We start from the raw sequence: 20,377 nt of genomic DNA, 5'->3' as shown, positions 1-20,377 counted from the left end.
TGTCGCAGCGCAAGAACCGGGTGGTTTTTGCAGTGACCGTTCAGGCCTCATCGCTGGCAAGCCAGCTCCCACAAAAATCTCCAGTGGCACAGACGCTGTGACCTCACAGATCCTGTGGGCGCTGGCTTGCCAGCGATGGCGTCAGTCCTGACGCAACGCGATATCAATCAGTCGATGCAACTCTTCAACCTCCAGCGCCGCCGCTGAAAACAGAATCCGGAACACCACTGGCGCCACCACCAGATTGATCAACCGATCAATACTCGGCGCCGCTTCATCCGGGTGGCGCTCAATGATGGTCTGCAGCTGCGCGCCGAGGATTGTCACGCAGTACCCCGGCGTGGCACTGGCCTGCACGTCGCGCATCATGTTGCGCCCGGGCTCGGAACTCATCTCGTCGAGGTATTGCTCGGCCCAGGCGCGGATATCGCTGCGCAGACTGCCGGTTTGTGCCGGTTCGCTGTCAGGGCGCATGCGGGCAAGCGCGACGTCCGCCAGCAACGCCGCCAGATCACCCCAGCGTCGATAAATCGTCGATGGCGTGACCCCGGCGCGTGCGGCGATCTGCGGCACGGTCACGCTCGAACGCTCCTGTTCCTGCAGCAGTGCACGGACCGCCGAATGAATTGCATCTTGCACCCGGGCGCTGCGGCCACCGGGGCGTAAACCTTCTTTAATAGCCATGGGGCAGACCTTAACACAAAGAATTTGCTTTAAGCGTGAGGCGGTAGCACACTCCGCAAAAGCAAAAAATTAGCTTTTGCGGAGTGTGCACATGACCAGCCCTTTTAATAACGGCGCTTCCAACCGTTCCAGCCTGTGGTTTCTGGCGATCACCTTACTCAGTTTTCTCGCCGCTTCCACCGCGCCGACGCCGTTGTATCACCTGTACCAGGACCAGTTGCACTTCTCGGCAGCGGTGCTGACCCTGATTTTCGGCGTTTACGCCCTCAGTCTGCTGGCGGCGTTACTGACCGTCGGTTCGCTGTCCGATCACCTCGGACGCAAACCGGTGATTTTTACTGCCGTGCTGCTCAACGCTTTGGCGATGGTGTGGTTTATCGGGGCCGACAGCGTGACCTGGCTGATTAGCGCACGGGTGCTGCAAGGCTTCGCCACCGGCATGGCTACCGCCGTTTTAAGCGCAACACTGCTCGATACGGATCGTCAGCAAGGGCCATTGATCAACAGCGTCGCGCCATTATTGGGCATGGCGTTGGGTGGCATGGGCTGCGGTTTGCTCGCCGAGTTCGCCCCGGCGCCGCTGCAGTTGACCTACTGGTTATTGCTTGCGCTGTTTGTGTTGCAGGCGCTGTATGTCTGGCGCCTGCCGGAAACGGTCACCCACCAAGCGGGGGCGTGGGCGTCGCTGCGACCGACGCTGCATGTGCCGTTGCAGGCGCGCCCGACCCTGTGGCGAGTGCTGCCGCTGAACACCGCGACCTGGGCGCTCGGCGGTTTTTACGCGTCGTTGGCCCCGTCGCTGGTGCGCACCGCCACCGGTTCGACCTCCAACCTGATCGGTGGCGCGACCGTGGCGGCCCTGACTGTGACCGGAGCGCTGATGATTGTCACCATGCGCAATCGACCCGCCGCCCGCGCGCTGCAATGGGGCGCGAGTCTGCTGCCGATCGGCCTGGTGCTGATTCTGCTCGGCGTGCACAGCGCCAGTCTGTCGCTGTTTTTCCTCGGTACGCTGGTGGCCGGTTGTGGGTTCGGTGCGGGATTTCTCGGCGCCGTGCGCAGCCTGGTACCGCTGGCCTTGCCCCATGAGCGGGCCGGTCTGATGTCGGCATATTACGTGCTGAGTTACCTGGCGTTCTGTTTGCCGGCGTTGCTGGCCGGGCACCTGACCCGCAGCCTGGGGTTGTTGGTGACCACCGATGGTTATGGCGCGGTGTTGATTGTGCTGGCCGTGGCGGCATTGTTGCTCAGCTTGCGTCCGGCGCCGGCCAAGGTGTGTCGCGCGCCATAAGCGCAGCGCTTTCGGTTAGCCTTGCGTAGTCAATCTGCTCACGGAACGATTCATGAAGATCATTCGCAGCAAGTCCTTCACCGCCGACCGCGCCTGGGGCGCGCTGGACATCGCCAACATGAACGGCATCACCACGCGCCTGCACTGGACGGATCAGCCGTACAAATGGCACATCAACGACGGTGAGGAAGTGTTTGTGGTGCTCGATGGCCGGGTGCAGATGCGCTATCGCGAGGGAAGTGAAGAAAAGCAGGTGCTGCTGGAGGTCGGTGATATTTTTTATGCCTCGGTTGGCACTGAGCATGTGGCGCATCCGCAGGGCGCGGCGCGGATTCTGGTGATAGAAAGCGAAGGCAGTGTCTGACGGCTTATCCATAAAACAGATAACAGTTAGAGATATTGCCCGTTATATAGATATTCGATTCAGATCTACCATGGACTCAACCTCACCAGAGGACAGGAGTTCATGATGATTTGCCCCAACAGCGTCAAAACCGGCCTCAAGCCATTCAGTCAGCTTCAGCATCCGCGTGAAGTGATCCGCCAATTTACCCCTAACTGGTTCGCCGCAACCATGGGCACCGGTGTGCTGGCGTTGGCGCTGGCGCAATTGCCGCTGGCAATTCCCGGATTACACACCGTTGCCGAAGGGCTGTGGCTGTTCAACATCCTGTTGTTCACCCTGTTTACCTTCGCCTACGCCGCGCGCTGGATCCTGTTCTTTGACGAGGCGCGGCGGATTTTCGGTCATTCCACCGTGTCGATGTTCTTCGGCACCATTCCCATGGGCCTGGCGACGATCATCAACGGCTTTCTGCTGTTCGGCCTGCCACGCTGGGGGGAAGGTGTGATTCACCTTGCCGAAGTGCTGTGGTGGCTCGATGTGGGCATGTCGCTGGCCTGCGGCGTGTTGATTCCCTACATGATGTTTACCCGTCAGGAGCACAGCATCGACCAGATGACCGCTGTGTGGTTGTTGCCCGTGGTGGCCGCAGAAGTGTCAGCGGCCAGTGGCGGCTTGCTCGCACCGCATCTCGCCGATGCCCATGCGCAACTGGTGGTGTTGACCACCAGCTACGTGCTCTGGGCCTTTTCCCTGCCGGTGGCGTTCAGCATCCTGACGATCCTGTTGCTGCGTATGGCCCTGCACAAGCTGCCCCACGAAAACATGGCCGCGTCGAGCTGGCTGGCGCTCGGTCCGATCGGCACGGGAGCGTTGGGCATGTTGTTGCTGGGGGGCGACGCGCCGGCAATCTTTGCCGCCAACGGTCTGCCGGGTGTCGGTGAAATTGCTTCGGGCCTGGGCCTGGTGGCAGGTATCACGCTGTGGGGCTTCGGCTTGTGGTGGATGTTGATGGCATTACTGATTACCGCGCGTTATTTGCGCGACGGTATCCCGTTCAACCTCGGCTGGTGGGGCTTCACCTTTCCGTTGGGCGTGTATTCGCTGGCGACGCTAAAACTGGCCAGCGTTCTCGATCTGGCGTTTTTCAATGTCGTCGGCACGGTGTTGGTGACTTTACTGGCAGTGATGTGGCTGATTGTCGGCAAACGTACCGTGCAAGGCGCATGGCGCGGCGAGCTGTTTGTCTCGCCCTGCATTGCAGGTTTGAAGAAATAACCTGGAAAGTTTAGGTAAGGTGTGGCCTGGATCGCGGTTCGAGATTCCAATAAGCAGTACCCAGGCCTCTCTACCTTAAACATCAGGGACACACGGAAGATGAGTCACCCCTCACAGTTCAACCTGCTGCGCACCCGGCGCTTCTTGCCGTTTTTCATCACCCAGTCGCTCGGTGCGTTCAACGACAACGTTTTTAAACAGTCGTTGATCCTCGCCATTCTTTACCGCCTGACCATCGAAGGTGACCGCTCGATCTGGGTCAACCTGTGTGCGCTGCTGTTTATTCTGCCGTTTTTCCTGTTCTCGGCACTGGCCGGGCAGTTTGGCGAAAAATTCGCCAAGGACGCGCTGATCCGTCTGATCAAACTCGCGGAAATCGCGATCATGGCCGTAGGATCGGTCGGGTTTCTCTTTGATCACTTGTCGCTGATGCTGGTGGCGCTGTTCGCCATGGGCACGCACTCGGCGCTGTTCGGGCCGGTGAAATATTCGATCCTGCCGCAAGCGCTGCGTGAGGATGAGTTGGTAGGCGGTAACGGCCTTGTGGAGATGGGCACGTTTCTGGCGATCCTCGCCGGGACGATTGGCGCCGGAGTCATCATGTCATCGACCCATTACGCGCCGCTGGTATCGACTGCCATTGTCGGGATTGCCGTGCTGGGTTATCTGGCCAGCCGCAGCATCCCGCGCGCCGCAGCCGCGTCCCCGGAAATGCGCCTGAACTGGAACATCTTCAGCCAGTCCTGGGCGACGTTGAAACTCGGTCTGGGGCAGACGCCAGCGGTGTCGCGCTCGATTGTCGGCAACTCGTGGTTCTGGTTTGTCGGGGCGATTTATCTGACGCAGATCCCGGCGTACGCCAAGGAGTGGATGCACGGCGACGAAACCGTGGTCACCCTGATTCTTACGGTATTTTCGGTCGGTATCGCACTGGGTTCGATGCTGTGCGAGAAGCTCTCCGGGCGTAAGGTCGAGATCGGTCTGGTGCCGTTCGGCTCGTTCGGTCTGACCGTGTTTGGTCTGTTGTTGTGGTGGCATTCCGGCGGTATCCCGGAAAGCGTCACGGGCCACAGCTGGATTGAAGTGCTGGGCTTCGTGCACACCTGGGCGGTGTTGGTCGACATTCTCGGCCTCGGCATTTTTGGCGGTTTCTATATTGTGCCGCTGTATGCGTTGATCCAGTCGCGCACCGCGGAGAACGAGCGGGCGCGGGTGATCGCTGCCAACAACATTCTCAATGCGCTGTTTATGGTGGTCTCGGCGATCGTTTCGATTGTGTTGCTCAGTGTGGCCAAGCTGTCGATTCCGCAGCTGTTTCTTGTGGTGTCGCTGCTGAACATCGGCGTCAACGCCTACATCTTCAAGATCGTTCCCGAATTCAGCATGCGTTTCCTGATCTGGCTGCTCAGCCATTCCATGTACCGGGTTGAGCATCGCAACCTGGAGGCGATTCCCGACGAAGGTGCGGCCCTGCTGGTGTGCAACCACGTGTCGTTTGTCGACGCCTTGCTGATTGGTGGCGCGGTGCGTCGGCCGATTCGCTTTGTCATGTACTACAAGATCTACAACCTGCCGGTGCTGAACTTTATCTTTCGCACCGCAGGGACGATTCCGATCGCCGGGCGCAACGAAGACATCCAGATCTATGAAAAGGCCTTCACCCGGATTGCCCAGTATCTGAAGGACGGTGAGCTGGTGTGCATCTTCCCGGAAGGCAAGTTGACCACTGACGGCGAGATCAATGAGTTCAAGGGGGGGCTGACGCGGATTCTCGAGGAGACCCCGGTGTCGGTGATTCCGCTGGCGTTGCAAGGGTTGTGGGGCAGTTTCTTCAGCCGTGATCCGAACAAGGGCCTGTTCAAGCGGTTGTGGTCGCGCGTGACCTTGGTGGCAGGTTCGGCGGTAGCGGTTGAGGCGGCGGAGCCGGCGAAGTTGCAGGGGGTGGTGGGGGCGTTGCGCGGCAGCGTTCGATAGTTGCCCACTGATCTGGGCTCATCGCGAGCAGGCTCACTCCTACATTTGAAATGCGTCCCCCTGCAGGAGTGAGCCTGCTCGCGATAGCGGTAGAGGCTTAGGCGCTGATTTTGAGGCCGATCAACCCGGTAACGATCAACGCCACACTGGCCAGCCGAATCAACGCCATCGACTCGCCAAACAGAATGATTCCGGCAATCACCGTGCCCACGGCACCGACCCCGGTCCAGATCGCATAGGCCGTGCCCAGCGGCAGTTCCTTCATCGCCAGGCCGAGCAGGCCAAGGCTGATGGCCATCGCCGCAACGGTCAGTGCAGTGGGGAGCGGACGACTGAAGCCGTCGGTGTATTTCAGGCCGACGGCCCAGCCGACTTCGAACAGACCGGCGAAAAACAGAATGATCCAGGACATGAAAGACCTCCATCGTTTGACGGGGTCGTCCCCAGATTAAGCACTCGAGCGAGTCGCAGGGTCGTCCCCGCGTAGCGCAATAGTCTGACGAGCATTAACCCGGGGATCAAGTTTCGCAGTCAGTCGGCCGCTTGCCCGGCCAGCGTCTCGCGATCTTCTTTCTCGCTCATGCGCCGGAAGTAGGTGGAAAGCAAAGCCCCGGAAATGTTGTGCCAGACACTGAACAGCGCACTGGGCACCGCCGCCAATGGCGAAAAGTGCGCGCTGGCCAGCGCGGCGCCCAACCCTGAATTCTGCATGCCCACTTCCAGTGCCAGCGACTTGCGCTGGGCCAATGGCAGGTTGAACAGGCGGCCGGTGAAGTAACCGAGCAGGTAACCGAAGCTGTTGTGCAGCATCACCACCGCCATGATCAACAAGCCGGACTCGGCGATTTTCGCCTGACTGGCAGCCACCACCGCAGTGACGATGATCACAATGCTGACCACCGACACCAGCGGCAACACCTCCACCGCATGGCGCACCTTGTTACCGAGCAAGCGCTGTGCAACCACGCCGAGGATGATCGGCAGCAACACCACTTGCAGGATCGACCAGAACAACTCCATGAACGACACTGGCAACCATGCCGAAGCCAGCAGCCAGATCAGGGCCGGGGTCAGCAGCGGAGCGAGGAGGGTGGTGACGGCGGCAATCGCCACTGACAGCGCCAGGTCACCGCGGGCCAGCCAGGTCATGACGTTGGAAGACGTGCCACTCGGGCAGCAGCCGACCAGAATCACCCCGACGGCGATTTCCGGCGGCAGGTGGAAAATCTGGCAGAGCAACCACGCCATGCCGGGCATGATCACGAAGTGCGCAACCACGCCCAGCGCGACGCGCCACGGATGGCGGGCGACGGCCGCGAAGTCGTCGAGCTTGAGGGTCAGGCCCATGCCGAACATGACCAGGCCAAGCAGCGGCACGATGGCGCCCTTGAGACCGAGAAACCACGCCGGTTGCAGAAACGCGATCACGGCGAAAATCAGAACCCAGTAAGCGAAGGTATTGCCGACAAAGCGGCTGAGTGCAGCCAGTGCGCGCATGGCTTGATCCTTATTATTAAATGAACACCCTAAAACATGCGGGAGCCGGGTTGCCAGCGATGGCGGTGTGTCAGACGCCACTACAGTCATCTGTTACACCGCTACCGCTGGCAAGCCAGCTCCCACAGTTGATCCTGTTCCTTCAGATGGAACAGGTTTTCGTCAGATCCCCTGCGGCGTCTCTTCACCGCCCAACGCTTCAACCAGCGCCGGCAGGAAGTCGCCGAAGGTCAGCATCATCAGGGTGAAGCTCGCATCCAGCTGGCCCAGCGCTTCGTCGCCGCCGTCCTGTTCCGCCTGATCCTGCAACAGATCTTCGAACTTCAGGCGCTTGACGGTCATTTTGTCGTCGAGCATGAACGACAGTTTGTCCTGCCAGGCCAGCGACAGTTGAGTCACGACTTTGCCTGTGCTCAGGTGCAACTGGATTTCTTCACTGGTCAGGTCCTGACGCTTGCAGCGCACGATGCCACCGTCTTCGTGGGTGTCGCGCAGTTCGCACTCGTCCAGTACGAAGAAGTCCGGGGCGGCTTGCTGGGTGGTGACCCATTCGGTCATCACGGCGGTCGGCGCGGTTTTCACGGTCAGCGGACGGACGGGCAGGGTGCCGAGCACTTCACGCAGGGTGGAGAGCAGGTCTTCGGCGCGCTTCGGGCTGGCCGAGTTGACCAGGATCAGGCCCTGTTTCGGCGCGATGGCAGCGAAGGTCGACGAGCGACGAATGAACGCGCGCGGCAGGAAGGCCTGGATGATTTCATCCTTGATCTGATCGCGTTCCTTCTTATAGACCTTGCGCATCTGCTCGGCTTCGATCTCTTCAACCTTTTCCTTGACGGCGTCACGCACGACGCTGCCCGGCAGAATGCGTTCTTCTTTACGTGCAGCGATCAGCAGGAAATCACCGCTGACGTGCACCAGTGGAGCATCTTCGCCTTTGCCGAATGGCGCGACGAAACCGTAGGTGGTCAACTCCTGGCTTGCACATGGACGCGCCAGTTTGGTGGCCAGTGCAGTTTCCAGCGCCTCGGCATCGACAGGCAGGTCTTGGGTCAGGCGATAGATAAGCAGGTTTTTGAACCACATGGGGTGAGTCTCTCCTTTATACAAAGGGGGGCATTATTGTCTTCGCCGTGCCGTAGGCCAACCCTTCTCTAAGCCTTTGGAAGGCCTGAGAAAATTATTTAAAAAAGTGCTTGCCAGAGGTTGGGTCGCTCCGTAGAATGCGCGCCACACCGAAGCGAAGGGTGATTAGCTCAGCTGGGAGAGCGTCTGCCTTACAAGCAGAATGTCGGCGGTTCGATCCCGTCATCACCCACCATTCGTTTCAAGTGTTTAGCGCAGCGGTAGTTCAGTCGGTTAGAATACCGGCCTGTCACGCCGGGGGTCGCGGGTTCGAGTCCCGTCCGCTGCGCCATATTCGGTAACCTGGACCACTGAACGCCAGGTCACCACGGAAAAACCCGCTGAGGCGGGTTTTTTTCTGTCTCACGTTTGTACCTTGTTCCATCGGGTTGTGTCGTTTCACCGGTTTTCGGATTTATTTGAAAAAAAATTCAATTAAATCAACACTTTACGAAAACTTGTGGCATAATGCGCCCCGTAACGAAGCGAAGGGTGATTAGCTCAGCTGGGAGAGCGTCTGCCTTACAAGCAGAATGTCGGCGGTTCGATCCCGTCATCACCCACCATTCGTTTCAAGCGTTTCGCGCAGCGGTAGTTCAGTCGGTTAGAATACCGGCCTGTCACGCCGGGGGTCGCGGGTTCGAGTCCCGTCCGCTGCGCCATATTCGGTTATCTGGAACACTGAACGCCAGATGACCACACAAAGCCCGCCTTGTGCGGGCTTTGTGCTATCTGCGATTCGACAATTTCTGCATTGCCTCTGTGGCATTCATCCCCGTTGGGTTACGAAGCCGGCCCGACTTTTAAAGCCGAGGCCAGCTGCGCAAGCCACCGGGGATAAATCCCCTCGCCACAGGCCGCTGCTTACTGCGTGGCGTTCTGGCTATGCCGATAATCGCTCACTGCCTCATACACCGCCTTGCGCAGGCGGTTGATCCCGCCAATCGGCCGATGGGCCTCGATACCAAACCACGGATTGAACGACAGGTTATCGCAGGCCAGATTCAGCGCCGGGGTATCGAAATCCTGTGGCGGCAGGGTGATCCGCGCCACGGTTTCGAAGGGTGAATCCTGCTCGCGCCATTCGATGCTGGTGTCCTCGATCGGCATGTACTTGTTCGCATCCTGACGCTGAATCTGCAAGACGAAGCAGGCCGGCACGCGATCCGTCGACAACTGCTGATTCAACGCGCTGCGCAGGAAGTTCGGCAGGTCGTGGTTCTGTTTTGGCAGGGTGTAAGCCGGACAATTGTCCGGGGCCGGTGCCACGCGAAACTTCGCATTCGCCTCACCGAACTTGTAGGGCGAAACCGAAAAGTAAGTCGTCCCTGTCGGACTGTCCGGGGGCGGCGACAGCGTCGCCAGCGCGATAAGCAGATGGCGGACCTGCCAGGTGCGCGGATCCCAACCGGGGAAAAACGCCAGGATCTTCTTGCCGTCAGCCTGCGCCGCCACATTCTGACGGTACTCGGCGACATCGCTGACAAAGAAGTTGGGGTGGCTGAACATCACAAAGTCTTGCTCGTGCTGTTCCTGGCGATTTCCCAACAACTGCTTGCCGGGTACGTCGAGCAGCTTGATCGCCATGCCCCGTGCGTCGCGAATGCTGTCGAACTGCGGGTAAGCATTGCCGTTGGACAGGCGAATTATCGCCTGCCAGGTGTGTCCCGGTTCGCTGAAGACCCCTTGGCGCAGCGATTGCGCCAGTTGCGGTATTACCTGCACTTCAGCCTTCACGCAGCCGTGAGCCTTGGCATGCGCGTCGCGCAGGAAACGCGTGCTTTCACGGTGTTGATCGACGATGCGCACGGCCGTCTGGATCACGCCTTGTGTCATCCCGGCTTCACCGGAGGGAATCTGTTCCAGAGCCGACACCGGCCCGCGATGCTGCCAGGCCCACCACGCCGTGCCGATGGCCCAGCCAATCAGGCCAATAAAGAGCAAAAGCAGCAAGGTTCTGCCCAGCAGGCGGCCCAGCCACAACCAGATCCGCGCCAGCAATGACAGGCGCTTATTGAAGGTCGAAAACATCATGGCAGTTGCGCCTCCAGAGGGCCGCCGAGGACTTTCAGGTATTCGAGCAGCGCCCAGCGTTCTTCCGGCAGCAGCAGGCGGCCGATCACGCCATTGCCGCGTTCGCCGGCACGGAACTCGTGACCACTGTTGTGATTGCCGCTGATCCGCGTGTCGAACAGGAAGCCATTGGTGAAGGCTTCGGTGCGATAGCCCAGGTGCCGTGGGTCGTATTCGAAGGTGCCTTTATAGAAGGTGGTGGCGCGTTCATCCTGCGGTGACAGCAGTTGATAAAGGCTCGGCACCGAACCGTTATGCAGAAATGGCCCGGTGGCCCAGACGCCGGCCAGCGGTCGCGCCTTGTACGCGACTTTTTCGCGAACACCGATCGGCAGGCCGAATCCGTCGAGGCGCGGCTTCTCCTCGGGCGTGACCTGAGCCTCGCGATAGGCACGGCCTTCGACGAAGGCGGTCACGTATGCCAGGCCCTTGGCCACCGACAACTGACTCAGATCCAGCGGCTCCTCGGGCGTCGGGTGCAGTTTGACGTCCATTTTTTCCAGTTCTTTCAGGTCCCATTGCAGGGCCGTCAGGTCGAAGCGGTGGCTGGCAATGTTGTTGGCGGCGTTTGGGTCGGTGCCGATGACGTCCACCGGCAACAGGGGTAAGCGCTGTACCCAGCGCTCGCCTTCCTGAGTCTTGCGTGGCACATGGCAGCCGGCGCAATTTTCCGCGAACAGCGCGCGTCCTTTGGCCGCGAGAGGTTTATCGACTGCACCGAACAAGGCCTCCGGCCAGGCAGGTGGCCGCAGTTTCTGCAGGGTTTCCTCGATCTTGTGCAGGTCGCGCACGCGCACGCTGGAGGCATAGCGCGCATCGCCTTGCAGCGGCTGGCCGTTGGCATCGAAGAAATTCAGGGTGGCGCCAACGCCCAACGCTTCGCCGATATTGCGCGCCATCGGCTGTTGCGCCGACCCGTTCCACTGCACCCAGTCGAATGTCCACATGTCCCACAGTTGCGGGTAATCCACCGGAGCGTCGGCGATGCGGTAATTGGCAGGGGAGATCGCATCACCGAACGTCGCATTGGCGATCCGCCCGAATGCGTCGGCGCGCCCCGGGCCTTCCTCGGTCGGGTAGAGGCCGCGATGGGTGTCGTTCCACGCCACTTTGAGAAACGTATCCAGCGATTGCTTGAAATCCTTGCGCAGTTGCGCATGGCGCGCGTCGTATTCATCGCCCAGTACGTGGCGGGCGAAGCGTTCGAATTTCCACGGGTTGTAGTAAGTCGAGGTCAGACTTGCCACCAATGCCTGTCCGAAACTGCCGCCGCGCAGTGTAGGAACACTTGAAGGCAATACATGCTGCGCCGTGCCACCGTCGATGCGCACGGCCTGGCCTTTAAAGTGCAATTCGCCGGTGTGGCAAGCGGCACAGGTGATGTCCAGATATTTCTCGGTGCTGCCGGCGTTCTGATGTCGGGCAAAACCGACGGGCAAATTGCCGGGGTTGTCCGGTGTGGCTGTTTGCAGCGGGTCGATCAGAAAACCAAAGCGCGCGAGGTAGTCGGGGGCCGTGAAGCGTTGCTCTGAGAAAGGCAACTCCAGCGCCTGGAACCACTCGTAGTGCAGGCCTTTGACCTGGGTGCCCTGAGGGGTGAAGTAATAGGTTTGCCGCTCTTGTTCCGTCCACTGATCCAGGTAATGCACCTGCTGCACGGGCGTGTAGAAAGGCAATTTCGGGTTGGCGACGTAGTACAGAACCACTGTCAGGACCAGTCCCGACAGCACGATGATCAGGGTCAGCACGCGGAGTAAGAGGCGCAAGATAAACATCCTTGTCGAGTTGTTGTGTTGTTATGCCTGAGCCTGACCCTGTGCGGCAAGTGGCCATTACGCCAGATGTTGTGGGAAGAGGAGGCTACGGTTGTCAGCAGCAGATGACAGAAGCTTCATCGTGTCTTCGCCCAAATGCGTTTTAATCCCTGAACTTATCGTCGCTTTACTGCTCTCATGCCGGTAGCCATTGGTCGTGGCGGCCTGATAAGCTCGCGGCTTTACTCGATTGCCCTATTCGGCGCATGAACAAGGAAATAGCATGAAACAGCATCGGTTGGCGGCGGCGGTAGCCCTGGTTAGCCTGGTCCTCGCGGGTTGTGATTCGCAGACCAGCGTAGAGCTGAAAACCCCGGCGCAAAAAGCTTCCTACGGTATCGGCCTGAACATGGGCAAGAGCCTGGCTCAGGAAGGCATGGATGATCTGGACTCCAAAGCGGTAGCCCAGGGCATCGAAGATGCCGTCGGCAAGAAAGAACAGAAGCTGAAAGATGAAGAACTGGTCGAAGCCTTCGCCGCGCTGCAAAAGCGTGCTGAAGAGCGCATGGCCAAAATGAGCGAAGAGTCGGCAGCTGCCGGCAAGAAATTCCTCGAAGAAAACGGCAAGAAAGCGGGTGTCACCACCACCGCTTCCGGCCTGCAGTACGAAGTGATCAAGAAAGCCGACGGCCCACAGCCCAAGCCGACTGACGTAGTGACCGTTCACTACACCGGCAAGCTGACCAACGGCACCGTATTCGACAGCTCCGTCGAGCGCGGCAGCCCGATTGATCTGCCGGTAAGCGGCGTGATTCCGGGTTGGGTCGAAGGCCTGCAACTGATGCACGTTGGCGAGAAGTACAAACTGTACATCCCTAGCGATCTGGCTTACGGCGCGCAATCGCCAAGCCCGGCAATCCCGGCCAACTCGGTTCTGGTCTTCGACCTGGAACTGCTGGCCATCAAGGATCCAGCCAAAGAAGACGCCGCTGCCAAGTAATCGGCTCCGGTTTCAACAACAACGCCTCGCTTATGCGGGGCGTTGTTGCATCTGGCGGATGGCAAGGGTAAACAGAGCGAACCGATGCCGGTCAGCACAGTCATACCTTTGAGGCTGCCCGTACTAGACGCCCTGAGCCGCCAAGTCAATGAAATATTGGGCTTTTTTATGTGAGTAAAAAACGCCCGATCTGAGCGCAGCCCTTATAAAACGGGGCTCTCAGCGCTGAAATGCAGCTCTGTTCACAAGGTTATCCACAATTTGTGTGGATAACATTTCAATGGGAGGAATAGATGAAAGCTCCGTGGAATTTCGCTCGATTCCTGCCCCTGGCCGGCCGTCTGCTGGCGCGTGGACGCTTGCCGACCCTGTTGTTTGCCGTTGCCAGCAAAGGCGCGGCACAGGGCAATCGCCTCGGCAAACTCAAGGACGACCTGCGTTTGTTGCAGGCATTGTGCCTGGCCTACTGGCGCGGCGAATACCGTGCGATCAGCCCGAAAGCGTTGATCTCCGTGGTCGCTGGCCTGATGTACTTCCTGAGCCCGGTAGATGCCATTCCCGATTTCATTCCCATGTTCGGCATGCTCGACGATATCGCCGTTCTCGCCTGGTTGATGAAAACCCTCGATGATGAACTCAGTGCCTTTCGTCTCTGGCGCAATCGCCAGCAGCCGGAAAAACTGGCGGTGGTTGAACGCCTGCCTGATACCCCCGAGCAATTGCAGCTTCAGGGGCCGAAAAAGCCCTGATTGACGAAGTCGCTCTGCAGATAGATACCCCCCGCGACCTTGGCCGCTGTTAGGATTACACTTCTATGGAAAAGTGCCGACTCGCTAAGTGTTGTTGTCCTACGGGGTAGTCATGGATATTCAGATAATTGCACGCGATGGCGAGCCCGAATACGCAGTTCTGCCTTGGGCTCACTATCAGGCTCTACTGAAAGCAGCAGGGATCAACGAAACACCGTCGCAGCAGGCTCAAGCGCCGCTCGCGACCACACTGGACCCGATTCTTCCAGGTCTGGATCAACTACGCAGTTTGCGCGAAGGGAAGGGCATCGCCATCGAGGCGCTGGCCCGCACGGTAGGCATCAGCCCGTCTTATCTGGCCATGATCGAAAGCGGCGAGCGTCAGCCTGACGCCGCGATTCGTCGCAGCCTGGCCTGGGAACTGACGGTGCCAGGTTGGAGGGATGAATCGTGAGCGTACGCATCAGTCGTCAACATTGGGACGGATTGCTGGGAGAACTGGATCAGGCGCGCCGGCAGCGCCATCTTCTGACTTACCGAGCCTTGCTCGAACGTTTGCAGTTGCCGACGCCGGCGATGCAAACCCTGACCGCTGCACTGGAACATCTGGCGGCACTGGACGCCAAGGCCGAACAACCGTTGCGCAGTTCGCTGGTGATCAGTCAGGGCGCCAGTCGCCTGCCGCGCACCGGTTTTTTTGAATGCGTTGAACGTCTGGGGCGTTTTTCGGGGCCGTCCGATGGTGTTGCCGCTGCCTCTTGGCATGCATCGGAAGTGGTCAGAGTTTTCGAATACGAATACCCGGAATCGGCGGAGGCCTGAGTGTTTTTGCGACTCAAGGCGCGTGCCGCTTATTGGCTGGCCCGCAGGCTGTTTCATTGGTCGTGGTTTGTCCGTCAGCCGCGAGGCTGGCGCTGGCTTGAAGGCCAGTTCGCGCGCATGGCCAATCTTGGCGACGTCGGTGCGCAAAGCTTTTACGGGCACATCCTGACCTTCCGTGGTGTTGGCCTCGGCGCACGTGAAGAAGGCGTGCGTTTGTTGCGTCTCGCGGCATTGGCCGGGGATGGCAAAGCGGCCTATCAGGTCGGTGTGATCAGTCTCGCAGGCACCCCGAGCAAAGCACCGGACCCGGCGGACGCAGCCCGCTGGTGGGGCATGGCCGCCAAGGCCGGACACCCGCTGGCCGAGCTCAAACTGAAAGAGCTGAACGCGCGGGATTCAACGCAGTAAATCCATTTGTGTCGATCAGATAAACGTGGCGTGAGGGAAACCTCTCGCCACGTTTTCGTTTTTGTCTGTACGTTTTGTAGTAAACGGTTTATTGCAGATTAGTCCTACAGCAAGTGCCTACTTGCCTGACTTCTTTCCCGATTGATCCCCCGCACAGTTCCCGCGCCTAACTTTTTGCGCGAGGGAACGCCAATGTTTGACCCGGTTTTTCAGTTCGTCCTGCACGCCGACGTGCGTTGATGCAAGCCGTCACTCGTATCGAGCAGGAACTCGACAGCTTTCCCGACACCCTCACGCTCTATCGCCAGCAGCTTGAGCACTGGTTGAGCAGCACGGCTGATCAGGTCAGTCATGCGGCCGATCTGCCGTCGCTGATGGGCATGGAGCGGATTATCCGCTTCGGTGATCGCAGCACCGCCGTCAGCACTGGCGACAGCGAATTCGTCTCCGGCGTCGTCCAGTGCCCCCAGGGCGGATTGATGCTGATCGAGAGCAAGTTTGAATCCGTCTATGACATTCCACTGGGCAACATCGTGGTCGATGTGGTGGCGGTGGATGGCGGGGCCGTCGCGCCTGTCACGCTTGATGCGCGCGGCGAGGGCGCATTTCGTGGCGAGCCCGGTAATTTCTACCGGGTACAAGTGCACGGTGGCGTCAGTCCGAAACAGGTCGAACAGCTTTTTGCATCCTACGACGGTCTGGCTCTTGAGCTGGAGGACTGGCTGCGCAGCGAGTGGCAGGGCTTCAAGCCGCAGTGGTCGCAGTCGGTCGCCACCGCCGCGGGGAACGGCACGCTGGCCGGGAGCTGGGCAGCCATTGAGGGGGTATGGGACAGCATTGTAATGCTGTCGGAGATTCTCAAGAACCCCGGCGCTTTTGTGGATCGACTGGGTAGTGGCGCGACCGATCTGATGAACCTGGCCGCGACGGCTCCCGAGGTCATGCAACAGTTGCAGTTGCTGGTCAGTGATGAGGCGGCACTGTGTTTGCTGCTGCGTACGGCCAGTCTTTGGCTGGAGATGCTGCCGCCCAGTGAAATTGCCGGCAAGACTGCTGAAGCGGCGTCGATGATGATCGTGCAGCTGCTGCTCGATGTGCTGATCAGTATCGTCCTGACGTTCGCCAGTGGTGGTGCCGGGATCGCCTATCTGACGCTGCGACTCGCGGATCGTGCGGTGCAACTGCTGTCGGCGGTGATGCGATTGGTCAAGGCGCTGTTCGGCATCGTCGGCGGGTTCATCAAGTACGTCGATCAATACAAAACCGTCGCCGCACGCGGCATCGTCGCAGGGGTGAAAAAGGGTCGCATGCAACTGCGCTGGAATGCCCGGCGTAATACCTCGCTGAAGAAAGGCGCACACCACGACGATAAGTCGGATCAAGCGAAAAACCCCAACGGCGACAGCGCCGATTGCGTGTCGCGCACCTGCACCAATGGTTGTCCGGTATCGATGGTCACCGGCGAAGAACTGCTGACCCTGACCGATGGCACGCTCGATGGCTTGCTGCCGTTCGAGTTCACCCGGTTGTACCGCACCAGCGCGGTTGAGAACGATGTCGGGCTGGGGTTTGGCTGGAGTCATTCGCTGGCGCATTGCCTGGAGTTCGATGGCGATGTGGTGGTCTGGGTCGATCACGAAAACCGCCGCACACGCTTTCCGTTGCCCAGCGTTGAACGGCCGGCGATTCACAACAGCCTGTCGCGGGCGGCGATTTTTCTGGGGGATGAGCCGGAGGAGCTGATTCTTGCGCTGGCGGGGGAAACGGCGCGGTTTTATCACTTTCGGGCGGGGCGGCTGACGGCGGTCAGCGATTCGTACGACAACCGGTTACGTGTTTTACGGGATCGGTCTGACAGGGTTCAGCGACTGGACAACGGCGCGGGTCGGTCGCTGCTGTTGCGCTATGAGCGTGCGCATCTGATCGGCGTCGAGTACCAGATTTTTCGCGAAGGTGACTGGCACACCGAACAGCCCCTGGTCAGTTACCGCTACGACGCCCAACAGCGACTGATCGAGGCAACCAACGCCGCCGGCGACAGCGAGCGTTACGACTACGACGATCAACACGTCATCCTGCAACGGCAATTGACCGGTGGCGCCAGTTTCTTCTGGGAGTGGGAGCGGTCCGGCAAGGCGGCCCGGTGCGTGCGGCACTGGGCGTCGTTTTCGCAGGTGGACACGCGTTATGTCTGGAATGACGACGGCAGCGTGGCGGTGCATTACGTCGATGGCACCGAGGAAACCTACGTCCACGATGACCGCGCACGCCTGGTGCGCAAGGTCGAGGCCAACGGTGGCGAACAGCTCAAGGCCTACGACTCCTCGGGGCGCTTGGTCGCCGAGCAAGATGCGTTAGGTGCGATCACCGAATACCGCTACGACGAGGCCGGACGGCTGGTGGCGCTGCTTGCGCCGGACGATGAGCCGACGTCCTACGAATACCGTAACGGTTTCCTGCACAGCCGTGCACGGGGCGAGGCGGTGTGGACCTGGCGGCGCAATGCCCAGGGCGATGTCACCGAGGCGGTCGATCCTGACGGCCATGTCACCCATTACCACTACGACGCCCGTGGGCGGTTGCTGTCGATCCGTTACCCGGACAGCAGCCGCCATGTGCGGGTCTGGAACGACCTCGGCCAGCTCGTTGAAGAGACCTTGCCCGACGGTGGCGTGCGGCGCTTTTCCTACGATGCGCTGGGGCGACGGACCACCACGTGCGACGAACATGGCGCTGTCACGCGCCAGCAGTGGGATGCACTGGGCCGGCTGGTTCAGACGACGGCGCCTACCGGTGCCACCCGCGCCTACAGCTACGGCGCCTACGGTCAGGTCACCGCCGAGCGTGACGAACTCGGGCGCATCACCCGCTACGAGTATGACGATGACCTGCACCTGGTCTCGCGCAAGATCAACCCCGACGGCACGCGGGTGCAGTACCGCTACGACCATGCGCAGTTGTTGCTCACCGAGATCGAGAACGAGTCCGGGGAAACATACCGCCTGGACTACACGTCCACCGGATTGATCCGACAGGAAACCGGCTTCGACGGCCGCCGTACGGCGTATGCCTATGACCTCAACGGGCATCTGCTGGAAAAGACCGAGTTCGGCGATGACGGTTCGACGCTGGTCACCGCTTACGAGCGCGATACCGCCGGGCGCCTGCTGATCAAGACCCTGCCCGACGGGGTCAAGGTCGAATACCGCTACGACCGCCTCGGGCGTCTGGTGGGCGTCGATGACGGGCAAAAACATCCGCTGGCCTTCGAATATGACCTGCAGGATCGGCTGATCACCGAGCATCAGGGCTGGGGCACCCTGCGTTACGCCTACGACGCCTGCGGTCAGCTCAAGCGCCAGCGCCTGCCGGACAACAGCAAGCTCGACTATCACTATGCCAAGGGCGGCGCGCTCACCGCCATCGACCTCAACGGCGCATCGCTGACCCGCCACGTCTACCAGTCCGGTCGCGAACAACAACGTCAGCAAGGCCTGCTGCTCAGCGAATATGCCTACGACGACCAGGGCCGTTTACTCGCCCACGCTGTAGGCCATCAGCACGCTTCGCTGTACCGCCGCGATTATGCCTACAGCACCAACGGCAACCTCGAGCACATTGCCGACAGCCGCCACGGCCAGCGCACCTACGGTTACGACGCCCTCGACCGGCTGATCCGCGTGCGCCACTCGCGCGACGAACTGCCGGAAACCTTCGCCCACGACCCGGCCGGCAACCTGCTGATGCAGGACCGCCCCGGCCCGACACAAATCAGGGGCAACCGCCTGCTGATGCAGGGCGACCGCCATTACGACTACGACGCCTTCGGCAACCTGATCCGCGAACGCCGTGGCCGCGACCAGCAATTGGTCACCGAATACCGCTACGACAGCCAGCACCGCCTGATCGGCCTGACGCGCCCCGACGGCAAAACCGCCAGTTATCGCTACGACGCCTTCGGCCGGCGCATCCGCAAAACCGTCGACGGCGTCAGCACCGAGTACTTCTGGCAAGGCGACCACCTCGTCGCCGAAAGCAGCAAAACCCAGCACCGCAGCTACGTCTACGAACCCGGCACCTTCCGCCCGCTGGCGCTGCTCGACGGCAAAGGCCCGAAAAAGGCCTGCCCGTTTTACTACCAACTCGACCACCTCGGCACGCCGCAGGAACTGACCGACTACAGCGGCGAAATCGTCTGGTCGGCGCAATACGACGCCTACGGCAAAGTCGCGGCGATCACCCTGGCCGGCGAGGACTACCTGGACCAGCCGCTGCGGTTTCAGGGGCAGTATTTCGATGCGGAGAGCGGACTGCATTACAACCGCCACCGGTATTACGACCCGCGGCTGGGGCGGTACCTGACGCCGGATCCGGTGAAGCTGGCCGGAGGGTTGAATCAGTACCAGTACGTGCCGAATCCGACGGGGTGGGTGGATCCGTTGGGGTTGAGCTGCAGTTGCCCGCCGCCGGAGCCACGACGTCCAATGCGGTACGAGGCCGGTCGCGTGGTCGTCGAAGAGGGAGCGCCTTCGCTGCCAAAGATGACGGCGCAGGAGCGGCGGGCGAGGCTTGATGAGGTGGCAGAAGAAAATGCTCATCGGCGTTTGGTTGAAATGGAGAAAGCCACACAAGACGCACACTTTTTAGAGAAACATGGCAAACAGACCACGTTAGCTTCTCAGCAAGAACGCTCAATGACGGGAAGAAATCCCACAACTGGAGTTATTGAGGTTTATAACAATGGGAGACGAGCAGGGCAGCCCAAAATACCTAGTGCTGCTACTCACTTTTTTAGTTATCGAGATCAACTTAATGCCATACATCGTGCTCAGCTTGTTTTCAGACGAAATGGCCAACTTGCCTCCAAAGAACCTATAAATATGGGTAAGGTTGTTGGCGAGGGGTACAAGAGGGGAGGAGTCGTTTATGGACAGCAAACACATGCGGTAGTAATTCTCAATAAGGCAGCTGAGCCTATAACCTCTTATACGGAGTTTGTGAATTGAAACGTAAGCCTGAATATTTTGTTTTGCGTGGTCTGCTTTTTCTATTTGATATAGAAAATACTCATGATGATGATCGTGAAAAAATCATCGTCTCGAAGAACGTCAATGACAAGCAAGAGCTTGCTGAGCTGTTTGATATTCTTATGAAGCCTGAGTTTCTATCCTATAGTGTTGGTGAGCGCGAGTGGTGTATCGACACACTGAAGTACTACTTGGAAGCTGGTGATAGCTTTGATGAGGTCTTTACAAGGATCACAACTTATTTTGATGATGACGTAGAGGATCAGCGTCAGTTTATGCAGGTTTTGTTGAGTTGTTTATTGAAATATCACGTCGATGATTCAGATATGGGGTAAGGCCGAAAAATTGGGCTAAT

At 59.6% G+C, this 20,377-nt stretch carries 17 protein-coding genes and 4 tRNA genes; 15 read left to right on the top strand and 6 right to left on the bottom strand.

What is annotated here, in order from left to right:
- Positions 1 to 141: 141 nt before the first annotated feature.
- Positions 142 to 684: a TetR/AcrR family transcriptional regulator gene (locus K5Y35_RS26835; protein WP_123465938.1), complete on the bottom strand. Its 543-nt coding sequence runs from the start codon at positions 682 to 684 to the stop codon at positions 142 to 144.
- 91 nt (positions 685 to 775) lie between these two features.
- Here K5Y35_RS26835 and K5Y35_RS26830 point away from each other — a divergent pair, with 91 nt between their 5' ends.
- The 4 genes from K5Y35_RS26830 to K5Y35_RS26815 all read left to right on the top strand — a co-directional run bounded on the left by K5Y35_RS26830 (position 776) and on the right by K5Y35_RS26815 (position 5,570).
- Positions 776 to 1,975 (top strand): MFS transporter, encoded by a 1,200-nt coding sequence (locus K5Y35_RS26830; RefSeq protein WP_222833375.1) that lies wholly within the window; start codon positions 776 to 778, stop codon positions 1,973 to 1,975.
- 52 nt (positions 1,976 to 2,027) lie between these two features.
- Positions 2,028 to 2,339: a cupin domain-containing protein gene (locus K5Y35_RS26825; RefSeq protein WP_222833374.1), complete on the top strand. Its 312-nt coding sequence runs from the start codon at positions 2,028 to 2,030 to the stop codon at positions 2,337 to 2,339.
- A gap of 105 nt (positions 2,340 to 2,444) precedes the next feature.
- Entirely contained in the window at positions 2,445 to 3,596 is a 1,152-nt protein-coding gene (locus tag K5Y35_RS26820; RefSeq protein WP_222834503.1) for a TDT family transporter, read from the top strand.
- Between the two features lie 99 nt (positions 3,597 to 3,695).
- Entirely contained in the window at positions 3,696 to 5,570 is a 1,875-nt protein-coding gene (locus K5Y35_RS26815; RefSeq protein WP_222833373.1) for an MFS transporter, read from the top strand.
- Between the two features lie 97 nt (positions 5,571 to 5,667).
- On the opposite strand, the gene sugE is transcribed toward K5Y35_RS26815, so the two are convergent.
- From sugE to rdgC, 3 genes are all read right to left on the bottom strand, one after another.
- Positions 5,668 to 5,982, bottom strand: coding sequence for a quaternary ammonium compound efflux SMR transporter SugE (gene sugE / locus K5Y35_RS26810; RefSeq protein ID WP_123465948.1), 315 nt, complete (start codon positions 5,980 to 5,982; stop codon positions 5,668 to 5,670).
- A 119-nt stretch (positions 5,983 to 6,101) separates the two neighbouring features.
- Positions 6,102 to 7,067, bottom strand: a complete 966-nt coding sequence (locus K5Y35_RS26805) for a bile acid:sodium symporter family protein (protein ID WP_222833372.1) — start codon at positions 7,065 to 7,067, stop codon at positions 6,102 to 6,104.
- Between the two features lie 162 nt (positions 7,068 to 7,229).
- Positions 7,230 to 8,150, bottom strand: coding sequence for a recombination-associated protein RdgC (rdgC, locus tag K5Y35_RS26800; protein WP_047600223.1), 921 nt, complete (start codon positions 8,148 to 8,150; stop codon positions 7,230 to 7,232).
- Positions 8,151 to 8,309: 159 nt separating this feature from the next.
- Between rdgC and K5Y35_RS26795 the strand changes: the two genes are divergently transcribed.
- The 4 genes from K5Y35_RS26795 to K5Y35_RS26780 all read left to right on the top strand — a co-directional run bounded on the left by K5Y35_RS26795 (position 8,310) and on the right by K5Y35_RS26780 (position 8,851).
- A tRNA-Val gene (locus K5Y35_RS26795) sits at positions 8,310 to 8,385 on the top strand.
- Between the two features lie 19 nt (positions 8,386 to 8,404).
- Positions 8,405 to 8,481 (top strand) — tRNA-Asp (locus K5Y35_RS26790).
- A gap of 198 nt (positions 8,482 to 8,679) precedes the next feature.
- A tRNA-Val gene (locus K5Y35_RS26785) sits at positions 8,680 to 8,755 on the top strand.
- Between the two features lie 19 nt (positions 8,756 to 8,774).
- Positions 8,775 to 8,851: transfer RNA gene (locus K5Y35_RS26780), tRNA-Asp, on the top strand.
- Between the two features lie 202 nt (positions 8,852 to 9,053).
- Here K5Y35_RS26780 and K5Y35_RS26775 read toward each other — a convergent pair.
- A complete protein-coding gene (locus K5Y35_RS26775) occupies positions 9,054 to 10,223 on the bottom strand; it encodes a catalase family protein (protein ID WP_222833371.1) in 1,170 nt (389 codons plus the stop codon).
- Positions 10,220 to 12,028: a di-heme-cytochrome C peroxidase gene (locus K5Y35_RS26770; protein WP_222833370.1), complete on the bottom strand. Its 1,809-nt coding sequence runs from the start codon at positions 12,026 to 12,028 to the stop codon at positions 10,220 to 10,222. Before K5Y35_RS26770 ends, K5Y35_RS26775 begins: the two co-directional genes overlap by 4 nt.
- A gap of 271 nt (positions 12,029 to 12,299) precedes the next feature.
- Here K5Y35_RS26770 and K5Y35_RS26765 point away from each other — a divergent pair, with 271 nt between their 5' ends.
- The 7 genes from K5Y35_RS26765 to K5Y35_RS26735 all read left to right on the top strand — a co-directional run bounded on the left by K5Y35_RS26765 (position 12,300) and on the right by K5Y35_RS26735 (position 20,357).
- Entirely contained in the window at positions 12,300 to 13,016 is a 717-nt protein-coding gene (locus tag K5Y35_RS26765) for an FKBP-type peptidyl-prolyl cis-trans isomerase (RefSeq protein WP_123465956.1), read from the top strand.
- A 293-nt stretch (positions 13,017 to 13,309) separates the two neighbouring features.
- The gene (locus K5Y35_RS26760) at positions 13,310 to 13,765 is read left to right on the top strand and encodes a YkvA family protein (protein WP_123465958.1); all 456 of its coding nucleotides are present in this window, start codon (positions 13,310 to 13,312) and stop codon (positions 13,763 to 13,765) included.
- A gap of 112 nt (positions 13,766 to 13,877) precedes the next feature.
- Complete coding sequence (locus K5Y35_RS26755; protein ID WP_123465960.1) at positions 13,878 to 14,219, top strand: helix-turn-helix domain-containing protein; 342 nt, start codon at positions 13,878 to 13,880, stop codon at positions 14,217 to 14,219.
- Positions 14,216 to 14,587: a hypothetical protein gene (locus tag K5Y35_RS26750; RefSeq protein WP_003223109.1), complete on the top strand. Its 372-nt coding sequence runs from the start codon at positions 14,216 to 14,218 to the stop codon at positions 14,585 to 14,587. The genes K5Y35_RS26755 and K5Y35_RS26750 overlap by 4 nt, the downstream gene beginning before the upstream one ends.
- A complete protein-coding gene (locus tag K5Y35_RS26745) occupies positions 14,588 to 14,995 on the top strand; it encodes a sel1 repeat family protein (protein WP_128616548.1) in 408 nt (135 codons plus the stop codon).
- A gap of 239 nt (positions 14,996 to 15,234) precedes the next feature.
- The gene (locus tag K5Y35_RS26740) at positions 15,235 to 20,001 is read left to right on the top strand and encodes an RHS repeat-associated core domain-containing protein (protein WP_222833369.1); all 4,767 of its coding nucleotides are present in this window, start codon (positions 15,235 to 15,237) and stop codon (positions 19,999 to 20,001) included.
- On the top strand, positions 19,998 to 20,357 hold the full coding sequence (locus K5Y35_RS26735) for a hypothetical protein (RefSeq protein WP_222833368.1): 360 nt from the start codon (positions 19,998 to 20,000) through the stop codon (positions 20,355 to 20,357). Before K5Y35_RS26740 ends, K5Y35_RS26735 begins: the two co-directional genes overlap by 4 nt.
- Positions 20,358 to 20,377: the final 20 nt, after the last annotated feature.

Source organism: Pseudomonas sp. SC3(2021), from assembly GCF_019856535.1.
In the GTDB taxonomy this organism is placed as follows: Bacteria; Pseudomonadota; Gammaproteobacteria; order Pseudomonadales; family Pseudomonadaceae; genus Aquipseudomonas; species Aquipseudomonas monsensis.
The sequence above is the reverse complement of the archived record's forward strand: the minus strand, read 5'-3'. Positions and strand labels throughout refer to the sequence as shown.

Excerpts from the sequence above, each read along its gene's own strand:
- K5Y35_RS26835 (WP_123465938.1), bottom strand. The coding sequence starts at position 684 with ATGGCTATTAAAGAAGGTTTACGCCCCGGTGGCCGCAGCGCCCGGGTG.
- K5Y35_RS26830 (WP_222833375.1), top strand. The coding sequence starts at position 776 with ATGACCAGCCCTTTTAATAACGGCGCTTCCAACCGTTCCAGCCTGTGG.
- K5Y35_RS26825 (WP_222833374.1), top strand. The coding sequence starts at position 2,028 with ATGAAGATCATTCGCAGCAAGTCCTTCACCGCCGACCGCGCCTGGGGC.
- K5Y35_RS26820 (WP_222834503.1), top strand. The coding sequence starts at position 2,445 with ATGATTTGCCCCAACAGCGTCAAAACCGGCCTCAAGCCATTCAGTCAG.
- K5Y35_RS26815 (WP_222833373.1), top strand. The coding sequence starts at position 3,696 with ATGAGTCACCCCTCACAGTTCAACCTGCTGCGCACCCGGCGCTTCTTG.
- sugE (WP_123465948.1), bottom strand. The coding sequence starts at position 5,982 with ATGTCCTGGATCATTCTGTTTTTCGCCGGTCTGTTCGAAGTCGGCTGG.
- K5Y35_RS26805 (WP_222833372.1), bottom strand. The coding sequence starts at position 7,067 with ATGCGCGCACTGGCTGCACTCAGCCGCTTTGTCGGCAATACCTTCGCT.
- rdgC (WP_047600223.1), bottom strand. The coding sequence starts at position 8,150 with ATGTGGTTCAAAAACCTGCTTATCTATCGCCTGACCCAAGACCTGCCT.
- K5Y35_RS26775 (WP_222833371.1), bottom strand. The coding sequence starts at position 10,223 with ATGATGTTTTCGACCTTCAATAAGCGCCTGTCATTGCTGGCGCGGATC.
- K5Y35_RS26765 (WP_123465956.1), top strand. The coding sequence starts at position 12,300 with ATGAAACAGCATCGGTTGGCGGCGGCGGTAGCCCTGGTTAGCCTGGTC.
- K5Y35_RS26760 (WP_123465958.1), top strand. The coding sequence starts at position 13,310 with ATGAAAGCTCCGTGGAATTTCGCTCGATTCCTGCCCCTGGCCGGCCGT.
- K5Y35_RS26755 (WP_123465960.1), top strand. The coding sequence starts at position 13,878 with ATGGATATTCAGATAATTGCACGCGATGGCGAGCCCGAATACGCAGTT.
- K5Y35_RS26740 (WP_222833369.1), top strand. The coding sequence starts at position 15,235 with ATGCAAGCCGTCACTCGTATCGAGCAGGAACTCGACAGCTTTCCCGAC.